General features: G+C 48.5%; 15 protein-coding genes. All 15 read left to right on the top strand.

All coding sequences use genetic code 11. The annotated features are described in order from the left end of the window. Positions 1 to 264: 264 nt before the first annotated feature. The 15 genes from adhE (at position 265) to pfkB (ending at position 17,355) form a co-directional block, all read left to right on the top strand. Positions 265 to 2,877: a bifunctional acetaldehyde-CoA/alcohol dehydrogenase gene (gene adhE / locus ACR0QT_RS04960; RefSeq protein ID WP_432629765.1), complete on the top strand. Its 2,613-nt coding sequence runs from the start codon at positions 265 to 267 to the stop codon at positions 2,875 to 2,877. A 211-nt stretch (positions 2,878 to 3,088) separates the two neighbouring features. After that, entirely contained in the window at positions 3,089 to 4,198 is a 1,110-nt protein-coding gene (locus tag ACR0QT_RS04955; RefSeq protein ID WP_432629764.1) for a response regulator transcription factor, read from the top strand. A gap of 238 nt (positions 4,199 to 4,436) precedes the next feature. Further along, complete coding sequence (gene urtA / locus ACR0QT_RS04950; protein WP_432629763.1) at positions 4,437 to 5,732, top strand: urea ABC transporter substrate-binding protein; 1,296 nt, start codon at positions 4,437 to 4,439, stop codon at positions 5,730 to 5,732. A gap of 152 nt (positions 5,733 to 5,884) precedes the next feature. Continuing rightward, positions 5,885 to 6,793, top strand: coding sequence for an urea ABC transporter permease subunit UrtB (gene urtB / locus ACR0QT_RS04945; protein WP_432629762.1), 909 nt, complete (start codon positions 5,885 to 5,887; stop codon positions 6,791 to 6,793). Between the two features lie 145 nt (positions 6,794 to 6,938). Beyond that, positions 6,939 to 8,054 carry an urea ABC transporter permease subunit UrtC gene (gene urtC, locus ACR0QT_RS04940; RefSeq protein WP_432629761.1) on the top strand — a complete coding sequence of 372 codons (1,116 nt, stop codon included), beginning with the start codon at positions 6,939 to 6,941 and terminating at the stop codon, positions 8,052 to 8,054. Between the two features lie 134 nt (positions 8,055 to 8,188). After that, positions 8,189 to 8,950, top strand: coding sequence for an urea ABC transporter ATP-binding protein UrtD (gene urtD, locus ACR0QT_RS04935; RefSeq protein ID WP_432629760.1), 762 nt, complete (start codon positions 8,189 to 8,191; stop codon positions 8,948 to 8,950). Between the two features lie 17 nt (positions 8,951 to 8,967). Beyond that, positions 8,968 to 9,657 (top strand): urea ABC transporter ATP-binding subunit UrtE, encoded by a 690-nt coding sequence (gene urtE, locus ACR0QT_RS04930; RefSeq protein WP_177976667.1) that lies wholly within the window; start codon positions 8,968 to 8,970, stop codon positions 9,655 to 9,657. A gap of 36 nt (positions 9,658 to 9,693) precedes the next feature. Further along, entirely contained in the window at positions 9,694 to 10,047 is a 354-nt protein-coding gene (gene ureA, locus ACR0QT_RS04925) for an urease subunit gamma (protein WP_177976666.1), read from the top strand. Next, a complete protein-coding gene (gene ureB / locus ACR0QT_RS04920) occupies positions 10,044 to 10,409 on the top strand; it encodes an urease subunit beta (protein ID WP_432629759.1) in 366 nt (121 codons plus the stop codon). Before ureA ends, ureB begins: the two co-directional genes overlap by 4 nt. 26 nt (positions 10,410 to 10,435) lie before the next feature. Continuing rightward, the gene (gene ureC / locus ACR0QT_RS04915; RefSeq protein ID WP_432629758.1) at positions 10,436 to 12,154 is read left to right on the top strand and encodes an urease subunit alpha; all 1,719 of its coding nucleotides are present in this window, start codon (positions 10,436 to 10,438) and stop codon (positions 12,152 to 12,154) included. A gap of 397 nt (positions 12,155 to 12,551) precedes the next feature. After that, the gene (locus tag ACR0QT_RS04910) at positions 12,552 to 13,040 is read left to right on the top strand and encodes an urease accessory protein UreE (RefSeq protein ID WP_432629757.1); all 489 of its coding nucleotides are present in this window, start codon (positions 12,552 to 12,554) and stop codon (positions 13,038 to 13,040) included. Positions 13,041 to 13,123: 83 nt separating this feature from the next. Then, positions 13,124 to 13,915: an urease accessory protein UreF gene (locus ACR0QT_RS04905; protein WP_432629756.1), complete on the top strand. Its 792-nt coding sequence runs from the start codon at positions 13,124 to 13,126 to the stop codon at positions 13,913 to 13,915. A 517-nt stretch (positions 13,916 to 14,432) separates the two neighbouring features. Then, positions 14,433 to 15,044, top strand: coding sequence for an urease accessory protein UreG (gene ureG, locus ACR0QT_RS04900; RefSeq protein ID WP_177976661.1), 612 nt, complete (start codon positions 14,433 to 14,435; stop codon positions 15,042 to 15,044). A gap of 136 nt (positions 15,045 to 15,180) precedes the next feature. Then, positions 15,181 to 16,029 carry an urease accessory protein UreD gene (locus ACR0QT_RS04895; RefSeq protein ID WP_432629755.1) on the top strand — a complete coding sequence of 283 codons (849 nt, stop codon included), beginning with the start codon at positions 15,181 to 15,183 and terminating at the stop codon, positions 16,027 to 16,029. A gap of 393 nt (positions 16,030 to 16,422) precedes the next feature. Continuing rightward, positions 16,423 to 17,355 (top strand): 1-phosphofructokinase, encoded by a 933-nt coding sequence (gene pfkB / locus ACR0QT_RS04890; RefSeq protein WP_432629754.1) that lies wholly within the window; start codon positions 16,423 to 16,425, stop codon positions 17,353 to 17,355. The last annotated feature ends 55 nt before the right edge of the window (positions 17,356 to 17,410 follow it).

The following is a 17,410-nucleotide window of genomic DNA, read 5'->3' as shown; positions in this document are numbered from 1 at the left end:
CGTGAACAGTAACGCAAAATCATCGAAAAATAACAGAAATGTATTTTTTTAAAAAATAGAAAAAAACTTGAAAAGACATATTGACAATTATTTAACGATTCGATATAATGCATATAGAATCAAGTTGTTAAAAAAATATCAAGCAAAAAACAACGAGAACATTACAACAAAGAAACATCGTCAACCTAACATCGATTCATCGATTATGAGACACAGACATCAAGACATTGAGTTAGAGAATAACATTTTTGGAGGAGAATCAAGATGGCAAAGAAAGAAGAAGTAGTAACTTCCGGAATCATTGACAACGTGGAAGCTCTGGAAGCCAAGATGAAAGCAATGCGCGAGGCGCAGAAGATATTTGCTACCTATACTCAGGAGCAGGTAGATGAGATTTTCTACCGTGCAGCACTGGCAGCGAACAAGATGAGAATCCCGCTGGCAAAGATGGCTGTGGAAGAGACCGGAATGGGTATCGTAGAGGATAAGGTCATCAAGAACAACTACGCAGCTGAGTATATCTACAACGCTTACAAGAACACGAAGACCTGCGGAGTCATCGAGGAAGATAAGGCATACGGCATCAAGAAGATCGCAGAGCCGATCGGTCTGGTTGCAGCTGTTATCCCGACGACGAACCCGACTTCTACCGCAATCTTCAAGACTCTGATCTGTCTGAAGACAAGAAATGCGATCATCATTTCCCCGCATCCGCGTGCTAAGGCATCCACGATTGCAGCAGCAAAGGTTGTTCTGGATGCAGCAGTTAAGGCTGGTGCACCGGAAGGCATCATCGGATGGATCGATGTTCCGTCACTGGAGCTGACCAACACCGTTATGAAGGATGCAGACATCATCCTTGCAACCGGTGGTCCGGGAATGGTTAAGGCAGCTTACTCCTCCGGCAAACCGGCACTCGGCGTAGGTGCAGGAAACACTCCGGCAATCATCGATGACACCGCTGATATCAAGCTGGCAGTTAACTCGATCATCCACTCCAAGACCTTTGATAATGGTATGATCTGTGCATCTGAGCAGTCCGTAACCGTTCTGGCTCCGGTGTACGAAGAAGTAAAGAAAGAGTTCATCTACCGCGGATGCTACTTCTTAAAGCCGGATGAGCTTGATAAGGTAAGAAAGACAATCATCATCAACGGCGCGCTGAACGCAAAGATCGTTGGTCAGAAGGCACACACGATCGCAAAGCTCGCAGGTGTTGATGTTCCGGAAGATACCAAGATCCTGATCGGTGAGGTTGAGTCCGTAGAGCTGAGCGAGGAGTTCGCACACGAGAAGCTGTCTCCGGTACTGGCTATGTACAAGGCACAGACCTTCGACGAGGCAATCGCAAAGGCAGAGAGACTGGTAGCAGATGGCGGTTACGGTCATACTTCTTCCCTGTATGTCAATGTCAACGAGAAAGAGAAACTCGCAAAGCATGCAGCAGCAATGAAGACCTGCCGTATCCTTGTAAATACCCCGTCTTCTCAGGGTGGTATCGGTGACATCTACAACTTCAAACTGGCTCCGTCTCTGACACTTGGATGTGGTTCTTGGGGTGGCAACTCCGTATCCGAGAACGTTGGTGTAAAACACCTGATCAATATCAAGACTGTGGCTGAGAGGAGAGAGAACATGCTGTGGTTCCGTGCACCTGAGAAGGTATACTTCAAGAAAGGATGTATGCCAGTCGCATTAAGCGAGCTGAAAGACGTACTTGGCAAGAAGAGAGCTTTCATCGTAACCGACTCCTTCTTATACATGAACGGTTATACGAAGCCGATCACCGACAAGCTGGATGAGATGGGTATCGTATACCAGTGCTTCTCCGATGTACAGCCGGACCCGACTCTGGCAAACGCACAGGCAGGTGCAAAGGCAATGAGCGCATTCAAGCCGGATGTCATCATCGCACTCGGTGGTGGTTCCGCAATGGATGCCGGAAAGATCATGTGGGTAATGTACGAGCATCCGGAAGTAGACTTCCAGGATATGGCAATGCGCTTCATGGATATCCGTAAGCGTGTATACACCTTCCCGAAGATGGGTGAGAAGGCATACTTCGTAGCAATCCCGACCTCCTCCGGTACCGGTTCTGAGGTGACCTCCTTCGCAGTTATCACCGATCAGGAGACCGGAATCAAGTATCCGCTGGCTGACTACGAACTGCTCCCGGATATGTCCATCGTCGATGCAGACAACATGATGAGCCAGCCGAAGGGTCTGACGAGCGCATCTGGTGTCGATGTTCTGGTACACGCACTCGAGGCTTACGTTTCCGTGATGGCAAGCGACTACACCGATGGTCTCGCACTCAAGGCAATGAAGAACGTATTCGAGTATCTCCCACGCGCTTACAACAACGGAAACGATGTTGAGGCAAGATGCAAGATGGCAGATGCTTCCTGCATGGCTGGTATGGCATTCAACAATGCCTTCCTTGGAGTATGTCACTCCATGGCACATAAACTGGGTGCTTTCCATCACATCCCGCACGGCATCGCAAATGCGCTGATGCTTGAGCTTGTAATTGCATACAACTCCGCAGAGGTTCCGAGAAAGATGGGTACCTTCCCGCAGTACGAGTATCCGCACACCCGCGCAAGATACGCAGAGTGCGCTCGCTTCGTAGGTATCCAGGCTAAGAACGATGAGGAGGCTGTAAACAAGCTGATCGAGAAGATCCATGCACTCAAAGAGGCTGTCGGCGTGAAGAAGACGATCGCAGACTACGGCGTAGATGAGAAGTACTTCCTCGACACTCTGGATGCAATGACCGAGCAGGCATTCGATGATCAGTGTACTGGTGCAAACCCGAGATACCCGCTGATGAGCGAGATCAAGGAGATGTACCTGAAGGCTTACTACGGAAAATAAATTCTCACGTTACAGTATACGGGTGGGAATGAGAGAAGTTTTAATCACCACTTGCAATTTCACAAATAATTCGGTATAATCCAACAACATAAGAGCAGAGGCGGAGCATTCGATGGCGAATATCGTGATCGGGTGCTCCGCCTCTTTTTGTGCTAAAGCACATTCTTTTTGGAATCAAGGCACATTTTTTTAGAGAGGAGGAATCCGAATCGTGTATCAGGTACTTCTTGTGGAGAATGAGGAGCGGACGAGGGCGCAGGCGTGTTCGTATCCGCTCTGGAGACATGGATTTTACAGGCTGGCTGGAGTTGCAGTGAACGGAAAGGATGCCCTCGAAAAGATGGCGGTGAACCGCTATGACATTGTGATTGCAGATGTGACGATGCCGGTGATGGGAGGGCTGGAACTTTGCAGGCAGATCCGGGATAGCGGATATGGTTCCTGTGTGATTTTGGCCGGTCCTCAGAATGACTTTTACTGTGCGCGGGAGGGGATGCGTCTCGGCGCAGTCGATTACATTGAAAAACCGTACAGCGAGGAGAAATTGACCGAAGCTCTGTTTTTCGCCGGCAGGAGTCGGCTTGTGCCTGAGGAGGATACGGGAATCCGGTTTTACCGCAAATTGCTTGAGAACCCGGATCAGGCGGATATCAATATCACAGCGATCGTGGAGGAACTCTGTGTAGAGGCAAAGCGAGGTTGTTTAAATCCCGAGGCGGAGCTTCGCGGGCGGGTCCTGGATATTCTCGAGCAGATCTGGCAGAAGATGGAGGAGGAAGCGCTCTGGTTGCGCTTCTTAGATCCTGTGGATATTCCGGACGGAAGTGGGCGATTCTGTGGAAAACTCAGCAAAAAACTCAGTGAAAAATGGAGTGGGAAAGAGGGAGATTCCGGAGAGATTGAAATTCAGAAAATGGAGAGCGAGGGGGCGGAGATTCGCCGGTTTGCAAAGCAGGTGATCACAGAGTTTTTAGAGCGCATCCGTCGATATGAGCTGGTAACTCCGGATTCCCTTGTCAACCGGATTGCCGGAATTGTGGAACAGAATGCCTCGATGGAGAATATTCAGGATTATCTCGAGCAACAGCTTGACTTGAGTCGTGACTACATGGGAAAACGATTTCGACGGCGAACCGGGGTCACGATCTCGGATTACTGCATGCGAATGAGGATGGAAAAGGCGAAGGGAATGCTCCGCGGAACGAACAAAAAAGTCTATGAAATCAGCGAGGAACTCGGGTATGCGACCGTGGATTATTTTACAAAACTGTTCAAAAATTATACGGGCTACACCCCTGCCGGATACCGGAAATCATGCTGAAATCCGAAAATGTCGGGTATAAAACCGAAAATGTATGGTTTTTTTTACGTCACAAATCATGTATGATTCTCTCATCTGCAGAACGCAGGAAAAACAAAATAAGCGGTATGAAAAGACGAAGCTGTCATGTTCCAAAAAGAGGGAACGGACGGCTATTTTTTTATTTCAAAAAAATTTTTATCGGACTTTTCATACGGCGGAAAGCCAGAACGAAAAACTTGATGAGGAGGAAACAATTATGAAGAAGATGAACAGAGTGGCAAGCGCAGTCATGGCGGTTGCAATGGCATTTTCCCTCGCAGGCTGTAGCGGTGGTGCAATGTCGGAGGTATCGGGAAGCAGTGCATCAACTGAGACAGAGAGCAAGACTTCAGAGTCTGGAAGCGAGCAGGCGAGCACCCCGGAATCATCGGGTGATACGATCAAGGTTGGAATCCTTCATTCCCTGAGCGGAACGATGGCGATCAGTGAGACGTCGGTGAAGGATGCAGAGCTTCTGGCAATCAAGGAGATCAACGAGGCTGGTGGTGTCCTCGGAAAACAGCTCGAGCCGGTTGTGGAGGATGGAGCTTCCGACAACGCAACATTCAAGGAGAAGGCAGAGAAACTTCTTCTGAATGACAAGGTTGCAACGGTATTTGGATGTTGGACTTCTGCAAGCAGAAAGGCAGTGCTTCCGACATTTGAGAGCAACAATGGTCTTCTGTGGTATCCGGTACAGTATGAGGGCATGGAGTCATCCCCGAACATCTTTTATGTGGGAGCTGCTCCGAACCAGCAGATTGTTCCGGCAATCGAGTACATGAGCGAGAATTACGGAAAGAAAGTATTCCTGCTCGGTTCCGATTACGTTTTCCCGCGCACGGCAAATGAGATCGTGAAGAAGCAGGCTGAGGCACTTGGAATGGAGGTTGTCGGTGAGGAGTACACCCCGATGGGTCACACCGATTACACGACGATCATCAGCAAGATCCAGCAGGCACAGCCGGACTTCATTTTCAACACCCTGAATGGTGATTCCAACGTTGCATTCTTCAAGCAGTACAAGGATGCAGGACTGACACCGGATCAGATCCAGACCCTCTCCGTATCGATCGCAGAGGAGGAGGTTGCCGGAATCGGTGCTTCTTATCTGGAAGGTCATCTGACCGCATGGAACTATTATGAGACGACCGACACACCGGAAAACGAGAAATTCGTTGAGGCGTACAAGGCAGAATACGGAGAGGACCGTGTGACGGATGATCCGATTGAGGCTGGTTATGATGCTGTTTATCTCTGGGCGAAAGCCGTTGAGAAGGCAGGTTCCACCGATGTTGACAAAGTAAAAGAGGCAGCAGGCGGAATTGAGTTCTCCGCTCCGGAGGGCACGATCACAATCGACGGTGACAACCAGCACATGTACAAGCCGGTACGAATCGGTAAGATCAATGCAGACGGTCTGATCGATGAGGTTTGGAGCACGGACGAGGCAGTGAAGCCGGACCCGTACTTAAGCACTTACGAGTGGGCGAGCGGACTTTCCACTCAGTAAAAAGAACTTGGCAAAAGAGAATATCGTTCACAGACAATGGTGATAATGGCATCCCGACTTCGGTCGGGATGTCTTCGTTAAGAGGCAAAATTCATTTTGGTGAGAGCAAAACAGGATTTGGTTTGAGAAAAAACTGGAAGGGAGAGAAAACTATGGAACTATTTCTGATGCAGTTGTTTAACGGAATCAGCGTCAGTTCCATTCTGCTTTTGGCAGCGCTTGGACTGGCGATTACATTTGGACTTATGGGAGTCATCAACATGGCTCACGGAGAATTTATCATGATCGGGGCTTACACCGCCTACGTCGTTCAGAACTTTTTTAAGAAGTATCTTCCGGCATCGGTATTTGACAGTTACTGCATCGTGGCAATTCTTCTTTCTTTTCTCGTCGCAGGGTTCTGCGGTCTGATTCTGGAAAAGCTGATTATTAGAAAGCTCTATGGAAGAGCGGCGGACAGCCTGCTTGTGACCTGGGGCATCAGCCTGATTCTCCAGCAGGGAGCACGAAGCATTTTTGGTTCTCCGAACGTCGGAGTGGAGGCACCGTCCTTCCTTGAGAACAGCTTAAAGATTTCCGGTATGCTCGCCCTTCCGTACAAACGTCTTTTCATTCTCCTGATTGCAGTTATCTGTCTCCTCGGTGTCTATGCGCTGATGTTCAAGACCCGTCAGGGAAGAAACATTCGTGCGGTTATGCAGAACCGAAACATGGCTGCGAGCCTTGGAGTCAACACAAGCCGGATCGATGCTTCCACGTTTGCGATCGGTTCAGGACTTGCGGGACTTGCCGGTTGTGCGCTGACCTGGATCGGAGCAATCGGACCGACACTCGGAACGAACTACATCGTGGATACATTCATGACGGTTGTTGTGGGCGGTGCAGGAAGCATCATCGGTTCGGTATTCGGAGCTGGATTTATCGGAGTCGGTGAGACTGCATTTGAGTTTGTGACAACCGCTTCAATGGGAAAAGTTCTGATCTTTGTGTGCGTCATCATCCTGCTTCAGTTTCGTCCTAAGGGCATTTTTGCCGTACATACCCGCTCCCTTGAGGATTAATCGAGAATTCATTGAGAAAGCGAGATTTCCAAGTACTTATTGTTATTATTAAGGAACAGCGGGAAAGAAAACAAGCCGTGATGGTTGGTGTAATGCATGAGCGGTAACGTTGAATGAGTTAAGGTGAGGAAAGGATGGTACAGCGATGAAACCTAGACCTGCGATGAAAATAAAGGGAACCACGATTCTGGTTCTTCTGATCTTTTTGTTTCTCGGCACACTTCCGTTTTACATGCCGATGTTTCGTGTCAGCCTGTTTGGAAAATATATGTGCTTTGCGATTGTCGCCCTCGGACTTGATATGATCTGGGGATACACGGGAATTTTAAGTCTCGGTCACGGTGTTTACTTTGGACTTGGCGCTTACTGCATGGCGATGTATCTGAAACTCGAAGCCTCGGGCGGAGCTCTTCCGGACTTCATGCAGTGGACCGGAATGAGCGCCCTGCCGACCTTCTGGAAGCCGTTTGCAAATCCGGTTTTTGCGATTGCGATGGCAGTTCTTGTGCCGATGGCGCTTGCGATCCTGATCGGATATTTGACATTCTTAAATAAGATCCGCGGTGTGTATTTCTCAATTCTGTCTCAGGCGATGGCGATGATTATGAGCACGCTTTTGATCGGAAGTCAGGCATACACAGGTGGTTCGAATGGTCTGACAGACTTTAAGACGATTTTCGGAAAGAGCATCAGCTCCCCGGTCACAAAGATTCAGATGTTTTATGCAACTCTGATCGCGCTGGTTCTGATTTACGGAGTCTGCCGATTCCTGACCGGTCGCCGTGTCGGTCGCGTGCTGATCGCAATCCGTGACGGAGAGAATCGTGCCGGATTCGCAGGTTACAACACCGCAAGTTACAAGGTATTTGTCTATGCGCTCTCTGCAGTTATTGCCGGAATCGCAGGTGCGCTCTATGTCGGTCAGGTCGGCATCATTTCCCCGAACGAGGTTGGCATCACGCCGTCGGTTGAGATGATCATCTGGGTTGCAATCGGAGGAAAGGGAACGCTTGCAGGTCCGATCCTCGGTGCTCTTGCCGTCAACGGATTCAAGACGATCGCGAGTGAGAATTTCCCGGAGCTGTGGTCGTATTTCATCGGTGTTCTCTTTGTTGTCGTAATTCTGTGGCTTCCGGGTGGATTTGTTTCCCTGAAAGAGGTTCCGGGAAGAATCCGTCATGCGCTCGAGGTCAGAAAGAATGAGAAGCCGAGAGAGACGGAAAATTTCGTCTCAGAGGAAAAGCAGAGCCGTGCACATTGATTGGTTCGTAGTGCGGGCACGATTTCCCTTTCATTCATGAGTGAGGGCGAAAGATAAGAGAATTGCGGATATCGGTTTTGGTATTGAGGATAGGAAATGAGCAGAGAGACAGAGACGCGAAAGGAGAATGAATCATGGAAGTAAAAGATCCGGTTCTGGATATTCAGGATGTGAGTATAAAATTTGGTGATTTTAAGGCGATCAAGGATGTCTCCACGAGTGTCGGAAAAAATGAGATCCGGTTTTTCATCGGACCGAACGGAGCGGGAAAGACGACGATTCTCGATGCGATCTGCGGAAAGAATAAAGTCTCAGACGGACATATCATTTTCCACAGTGACAAGGATGGCGATAAAGATGTGACGAAGATGCGAGAGTACAAGATCTCGGATCTTGGAATCGGTCGAAAGTTTCAGGCACCGAGCGTATTTGGAGGCATCACGATCGAGGAAAATATTGAGCTTGCAGTCGCGAGAAAACATTCGATCTACTGCACGACATTTCTGAAACTCTCAAAAGAAAAAAAGGACTACATGAACTACGTTCTCGAGTTCATCGGTCTTCAGGACAAGCGTTTTAAATATCCCGGAAGTCTCTCACACGGAGAGAAACAGTGGCTTGAAATCGGCATGCTGATGGCGGCAAAACCACAGCTGATGCTCCTCGATGAGCCGGTCGCAGGAATGGGAAGAAAAGAGACGGAAAAGACTGCGGAACTCCTGAAAAAAATCAAGAAGGACTGCTCGATCATCGTGGTGGAGCACGACATGCAGTTTGCAAAGGATGTCTCGGACACCGTCACAGTTTTTCATGAGGGACAGGTGCTCGATGAGGGCACAATGGACTCGGTTCAGAAGAACCAGAAGGTCATTGACGTGTATCTGGGCAGAGGCTAAAATGGAGGTGATCGGGTATGACATTTAAGACAGAAAGTTTGTATGCAACTTACGGCGAGGGAATGGTTCTGCGCCATGTAGATCTTGAGGCACCGACCGGACGGATCACCTGTCTGGTGGGAAGAAATGGAGCAGGAAAGACGACAACGATGAAGGCGATCATGGGGCTTGTGAAGACCCCGGAGGGAAGTATCCAGCTTGACGGGGAGGAACTGATTCATCTTCCGGCTTACGAGAGGGCGAGAAGGGGAATCGGCTATGTCCCGCAGGGCAGAGAGATTTTCCCACAGTTGACGGTCGAGGAAAATATTCTTCTCGGACTGGAAGCAAAGAAGGGAAAAGGCGAGATCCCGGATTTCATTTTTGAGACGTTTCCGATCCTCAAAGAGTTTCTTCAGAGAAAGGGCGGAGATCTCTCAGGCGGACAGCAACAGCAGTTGGCAATCGCGAGAGCCGTTGTGTCAGAGCCGAAGATTTTGATTCTCGATGAGCCGACAGAGGGCATTCAGCCATCGATCATTCAGGAGATCGGAAGAGTCATCACCGGACTCAAATCCCGAATGGCGGTCTTGATTGTGGAACAGTATCTTGAATTCGTTCTGGAAATCGCAGATTACTGTTATGTGATGGAAAACGGGCGCATCATCATGGACGGTGCTCCGGCAGACCTCGATCAGGAAAAACTTCAGGCAACGATGTCGTTGTAACGTGCTGACTGGAATAGATGGAGGAGGATTTTCAAAATGAGACTGACACCAAAGGAACAGGAAAAACTGATGCTCCATATGGCGGGACAGCTTGCAGGGGAGCGACGGGCGAGAGGACTGAAACTCAACTATGTGGAGGCAGTCGCTTACCTGAGTTCAGAACTTCTCGAGCTTGCCCGCGATGGAAAATCGGTCGTGGAGCTGATGGAGCTTGGGCGAAAACTCTTGAGCGAGGAGGATGTGATGGACGGCGTTGCAGATATGGTCGGGGAGGTTCAGGTTGAGGCAACCTTCCCCGACGGGACAAAGCTCGTGACAGTCCACAATCCGATTCAGCCGGGACCGTCCTGCTGGGAGGCGCGAAAAAATGCGAAGGAGGCTGGCTTATGAGACCGGGAGAGATTTTGCCCCTTGATCGGGACATCGTTTTGAATGAGGGAAAAGAGACGCGAGAGTTGATGGTGGCGAACATGGGAGACAGACCGGTTCAGGTTGGCTCTCATTTCCATTTTTTTGAAGTCAATCGCTGTTTGGAATTTGATCGAAAAGAAGCATTTGGATTCCGGCTGGATATTCCATCCGGAACTTCTGTGCGTTTTGAGCCGGGAGAGAAACGACTTGTCAGACTCGTCGCACTTGGAGGAAAGAAAATTGTCTACGGATGCAACGATCTGACCGTCGGAGAGGCGATCCCGGAAAATCTTGATCGGGCGCTTGAGCGTGCGAGAGCGAAACAGATGAGAGGAATTTAGATGCATAGACAAGGAGGACTGGCGAGATGAGTTTCAAAATCAGTGGAAAACAATATAGCATGATGTACGGTCCGACAACCGGAGATCGGATTCGGCTTGCAGATACCAATCTGATTGCGCGGGTGGAATACGATATGACGCGCTACGGAGATGAGATCAAGTTCGGTGGTGGAAAGACGATCCGCGATGGGATGGGTCAGTCGGTGAAGACGACGAGTGCGGACGGGGATCTCGATCTCGTGCTGACAAATGCGCTGATTGTGGATTACACGGGAATCTACAAGGCAGATATCGGAATTAAGGACGGAAAGATTGTCGGCATCGGAAAAGCGGGCAATCCGGATATCATGGATGGAATCACACCAGGAATGACGGTCGGCGCTTCGACAGAAGCTCTTGCAACTGAGGGGATGATTGTGACTGCGGGCGGAATCGACACGCACATTCATTTCATCTGTCCGCAACAGATTGACTGCGCGCTGTTTTCAGGCGTGACGACGATGATCGGCGGAGGAACCGGACCGGCGGACGGAACGAATGCGACGACGTGCACACCGGGACCGTGGAACCTTGCGAGAATGCTCGAGTCGGCGGAGGAGTATCCGATGAATCTCGGTTTTCTCGGAAAAGGAAACTGTTCCGATGAGGCATCGCTGATTGAGCAGGTCAAGGCGGGTGCGATGGGACTCAAGATTCATGAGGACTGGGGCGCGACACCGGCAGTCATCGATCACTGTCTCAATGTCGCAGATGAGTACGATGTTCAGGTCGCAATTCATACCGATACGTTGAACGAAGGTGGATGCGTTGAGGATACGCTCAGAGCGATTAATGGGCGAACAATCCACACCTATCATACCGAGGGCGCAGGCGGTGGTCATGCTCCGGATATCATCCGCGCAGCTTCTGCCCCGAATGTGCTTCCGTCCTCGACAAATCCGACGATGCCATTTACGAAGAATACGCTCGATGAGCATCTCGATATGCTGATGGTTTGCCACCATCTCGATAAAAACATTCCGGAGGATGTCGCATTTGCAGATTCTCGTATTCGACCGGAGACGATCGCGGCGGAGGATGTGCTTCACGACATGGGCGTTTTCAGTATGATGAGTTCGGATTCTCAGGCGATGGGAAGAATCGGAGAGGTCATCACGAGAACGTGGCAGACGGCACACAAGATGAAAGAGGAGCGGGGACCGCTTGAGGGTGATACGGAGAACGACGACAATATGAGAATTCGCCGGTATATCTCCAAGTACACGATCAACCCGGCAATCACGCACGGCATCTCGGATTATGTTGGTTCCGTTGAGGTTGGAAAACTTGCAGATCTTGTGATCTGGAATCCGGCATTTTTCGGAGTGAAACCGGACATCATCATTAAGGGTGGAATGATCATTGCGTCGAAGATGGGAGACGCGAATGCATCGATTCCGACGACGGAGCCGGTGATGTACCAGCATATGTTTGGAGCACACGGAAGAGCAAAGTATGCGACTTGTGCGACCTTCGTATCGCAGATTGCTCTGGATGAAGGAATCAAGGAGAAACTTGGTCTTCAGAAGATGATTCTCCCGGTTCACAACACGCGGAATATCTCAAAGAAGGATATGAAGTGGAATGATAAGACACCGGAGATCACCGTAGATCCGGAGACGTATGAGGTTAAGGCGGATGGAGAGTCGCTGACGTCAAAACCGGCGGAGAGACTTCCGCTGACGCAGATGTATTCGCTGTTTTAAGGTTGGAATATTGCGCTGTTTTAAGAGCGTCGACATGATAAATCGACACAATAGACTGACATAATAGACCGATAGACATAGACGTGATAAGGACGGCGCCTCCGGCAGAGAAAGTCCTGAAAACGCGCTCTCGCTCCGGGTTCAACGTAACGGTGCATAAGGCTGTAAAATACACAGCCTAAGCACCGACGTTTCACACGGGTTTCCAGTGACTTCCCTGCACTACGTCGCCTGCGTCGAGATGTGTTTTATAGCTCAGAGTGGATGTTCCCCTCCTCTATAAGTAGAGATATAACAAATATTTTAAGGAGGGGCGACAATCCTCTTCTGAGTTATACGCTCCGCGAGAGTTGAATTGAAAATAGGATAAGTAGAGGAAGGAAGAAAATTGGAAGCCATGATACTTTGTGAAACGGTGCTGGGAAATCTTTCTGATGAAAAATTTTCCGGCAAAACATATAAGATTGATTATGTAGAGATCGAATGGCATGAAGCATATAAGAGAATTCACCAGAAAATGACGCAGAGCGGACGAGAGATCGGAGTTCGCCTTGGAACGGAGATTCTCACGAAGGGATTGCGTCAGGGAGATGTGCTGTGGCAGGATGGAAATGAAGTCATTGCAGTGGATGTTCCACCGTGTGAGGTCATTGTCATTCATGTGGATGCGCATCATCCGAAGATGGCACATAAAGTTTGCTTTGAGATTGGAAATAAACATGGTGCTCTGATGTGGGGCGAGGAGGATAATGAGTTCATCACTCCTTACAATGAGCCGACATTTCAGCTTCTTGCAAAACTGCATGGAGTGACTGTTGAAAAGGCAGTGAGAAAACTTGATTTTGACCGCGCAATCTCCTCAACGGTCAGCAGTCATACTCATTAAAAGAATATAAGGTTGGAAATCGGATTTACACAATAATATTAAAGTAACGTGAAGAAATTAAGAGAGAAGACGGAGGCAGAGACATGAGGAGTCTGAGCGAACAGAGAAAACATTACCTGCTGTTGCAGATTAATGATGCGTTGTTTCCGATCGGAGGATACTCTCATTCTTATGGTTTGGAAACGTATATCCAAAAAGGAATCGTGAAAGATGTAAAGACTGCACGAGCTTATATCAGAAGCATGCTCCTGCACAGTTTTTGCCAGAATGAATTGTTGACGGTGGCGATGGCGTATGATCTTGCAGAACAGTTTGATTTTGCTTTAAATGAAAATCACCCAAATCGTGTAAACGTTGATATAGAAAAAAGTGTAATGCAGGATGATACATCTGAAAAAAGCATGGAGATTCTGGCGCGTCTTGCAGAACTGGATGAGATGGTGACAGCGACTCGTATTGCGATGGAAATTCGTCAGGCAGGAGAAAAGTTGGGTTCTCGTTTTATAAAGACAGTCTCGGCGTGGGAGATTCCATTTACAAGTGAGATTTTTCATGAATATATCAAACTTCCAGGAGCGAAGAATCATTCTGTTGTATACGGAGTTTTTTGTGCGGGAGCGGGAATTGACAGGCAGATGATGTTGGAACATTATCTCTATGCACAGACCTCCGCAATGGTCACAAACTGCGTAAAAACCGTGCCACTTAGTCAAACTGCCGGACAGCAGATTTTATTTGAAGCGCAGGAATTATTTGATGAAGTTATGACACGATTGAAGGAATTAGATGAAGATGACCTTGGCGCCGAAGCACCGGGATTTGAGATCCGTTGTATGCAACATGAGGCACTTTATTCGCGTCTTTATATGTCCTAAATATAGGGTGAAAATCATTTTTCGCGATGATCAATTAGTTTGGCTTGGATATTGTATGTAGGAGCCTTTGTTATTTGCATAGAAATTTATATGAGAGTAAGAACGGTTTAGTTAAGGCGACGGAGGGCGGGAAAGTGCAGGCAAACCCGTGTGAGACGTCGGTGTTTAGGTCGCGTACTATGCGACCTTATGCACCGCTACGTCGAACCCAGGAGTGCATTTTTAAAACATTATTTGTGGATATAGGTATTTTCGGAACCGAAAATACCGTACAGTACAGTAAAATTGCAGATTTTGCCGATTTGAAATGCGAAGCATCGGCAAAATCAGTTACTGGTTACGCAACGCGTAATCAGTGACTAGTTTGCATGACTTTACCCGCCGGAGGAGCCATTGAAAAAGATAAATTTTGAATAGAATTAAGAGAATAGATTTAGATTGATTAAAAAGTGGAAAAAGTAGAACACGAAAATCTAAAGAGTAAGGATACATGAGAAAGAAACGGGAGGGCAGAAAAATGTCATACGTAAAAATCGGAGTTGCAGGTCCGGTTGGATCTGGCAAGACTGCACTGATTGAGATCCTGACAAGAAAGATGGCATCGGAATACAGCATCGGTGTCATCACCAACGATATTTACACGAAAGAAGATGCGGAATTTCTCTGCAAGAACAGTATCATGCCGAGAGAGCGTATCATCGGTGTCGAGACTGGTGGCTGTCCGCACACCGCAATCCGCGAGGACGCCTCGATGAATCTTGAGGCGGTTGATGAGATGATGAGCCGTTTCCCAGACATTCAGATCATCTTTATTGAGAGCGGTGGAGACAACCTCTCTGCAACATTCAGCCCGGAGCTTGCGGATGCGACGATTTTTGTCATCGATGTCGCAGAGGGAGACAAGATTCCGAGAAAAGGCGGTCCGGGAATCACTCGCTCTGACCTGCTGGTAATCAACAAGATTGACCTCGCACCGATGGTTGGCGCAAGTCTTGAGGTCATGGAGAGAGACTCAAAGAAAATGAGAGGTGAGAGACCGTTCCTTTTCACCAATATCCGCGGAGATCAGGGCGTGGATGAGGTTGTGCGATGGATCAAGCGAAGTGTACTTTTAGAAGAGGCAAAATAAGAAAAGCAGGAAAGTAAGTAGAAGAATTAAGAGAAAAAAGCAGAAAAGCAGAAAAACGGATCTATAAACAGATCCATAAACAGAGCCATAAAAGGAAACGTGCAAACCAGAGAAAGCAAGGAGGCAGAGAAATCCGATGAAAGAAAATCCATTTGGGCGAATTTCCACCCTGCATCTGACAGCATCTGTCTCAGAGCGAAGTAGCCAGAGTGGTCGGGCAGAGACTTATCTGAAAGAGATGAGCTTTACCGCTCCGTACAAGGTGCTCTCGCCATTTAAGCGGGAAGACGGGAGCATTGAGGTGATGATTCTCGCTGTGTCCGCCGGAATCATGGAGGGAGATACCCAGCAGATCGAGCTTGAGACAGAGGCTGGTGCGGTGATGGAGTGTACCTCCCAGTCCTTTGAAAAGATCCACAAGATGAATGAGGGATGTGCAAAGCGCGAGACGCAGATTCGGGTTGCGGATGATTCTACACTGATCTATCGCCCACTTCCGGTGATTCCGTTTGCACAGTCGGATTTTGTGAGCAGGACAGAGATCCATCTTGCGGGTGCGCAGAGCAGGATGATCTATCAGGAGATTCTCTCTTGCGGGCGAAGTGCGAGCGGAGAGCGATTTGCCTACCGCAGATACGATGCGAGAATTCAGGTCAGACGAGAGGGAAAACTGATTTACCGCGAGAACTGCCGGTTTGATCCGAAACGTTATGAGATGGAGGAGGTCGGAATGTTTGAGGGACATTCTCATCTTGCAAACCTTCTTCTATTTGGCATAAGAGTAGATGAGGAGAGGAAAAGCCAGATCCGCGAGATGCTTGAGGACGATCCGGAGATCTGCGGAGGACTCAGCAAGACGGCATATGGTGATACCGTGATCCGAATCTTCGGAGATCGCGCCCAGAAACTTCAGGAAATCTGTGAACAGATTTGCAAGGCAATTCATACAAAATGTTTACAGGAAATGCCAAACAAAAATAAATAAGAATTAAGCATAAAAAAGAATGAGAATAAATAAAAAGAAGAACGAAATAAGAACGAAAGAAGAGGGAAGTACTTTTGTGCGAGGAGTACTTCCCTCTTTTTGTTTTACAGGAAATAACACTCTACAAAAAACGCTTTGGATCTGTACGCATCGCATTCTTTTTCAATGGGAAGAGAGGAAAAGATGGGAGTGCGGGAGATAAGTTTGAGAGGCGTGGGAAAATTGTTGGTTTTAACAATTGCTGGTGTTGAAACAAAAGTAAAACCATGTAAAAATTAAATAGATTGTTTTTAAAATAACAGTTGACTTTTGGAAAAATTGTGATATTCTAAAGATACAAGATGTTGAAACAACAATTTGCAACTGTTAAAACAAAAGTGTGGGAGGTTTGCAATGATCTATACGGTAACGTTAAATCCGGCTTTGGATAAAACCGTTGAGATTCCTTCTCTGACGGTGGACAGCGTCAATCGAATTACCACAATGCGGACAGATCCGGGTGGAAAAGGAATCAATGTTTCAAAAGTCATCGACAAGCTGGGAGGAAAGAGCATCGCGATCGGAATTCTCGGTGGAGATACCGGACGCAGTATCCAGACAGCGCTCAAGCGCATGGGACTTGAGACCGACTTTTGTTTCGTCGAGGGCGAGACGAGAACGAACATGAAGGTGATTGATCCGGTGAATCACACAAACACCGACATCAATGAGCCGGGAGTCACGGTTTCAAAAGAAATCCTCGATGCCCTGCTCGACGATCTGCTTGAAAAGATTTCTGAGGGCGACATCGTGGTGATCTCGGGAAGCATGCCGAAGGGATCTCCGGAAGATACCTACTATGTGTGGACGAAGGCGTGCCGGGAGAAGGGCGCAAAAGTCATTCTCGATGCAGACGGAGCCCTGTTTGCAACCGGAGTCAAGGCGTCCCCGTATCTCGTAAAGCCGAACAATCATGAGCTCTCAAGATTTGCCGGACGCAAACTTGAGACCGTCGAGGAGCTTGAGGCGGAAGCGAAGAAGCTGATGAAGGATTACGGAATCAAGAAAGTCGTTGTCTCGATGGGAGGCGATGGCGCTCTGTATGTGACCGAGGAGAAGACGATCTACGCAGAGGGGCTCAAAGTTCCGGTTGGAAGCACGGTTGGAGCAGGAGACAGCGTTGTTGCAGCACTCGCATTTGCAGAGGAAAACGGAAGCAGTCTTGAGGACACGGCTCGTCTCTCGACAGCGACCGGCGGAGCGAATGTCATGTGCAGTGGAACGCAGGCAGCAGAGTATGAGGTGATTGAATCGCTGATGCCGAAGGTAGTTTTCCGCACACTGTAAACAGGAGACAGAACGGAAAATCCAATTCGCCACCGTCGACTTGAATCAACTCAGG

Origin of the sequence: Brotaphodocola sp., assembly GCF_050873365.1 — a bacterium.
Lineage (GTDB): Bacteria > Bacillota > Clostridia > Lachnospirales > Lachnospiraceae > Brotaphodocola.
Note: the sequence above shows the minus strand (reverse complement) of the source record. Positions and strands in the feature narration are given on the sequence as shown.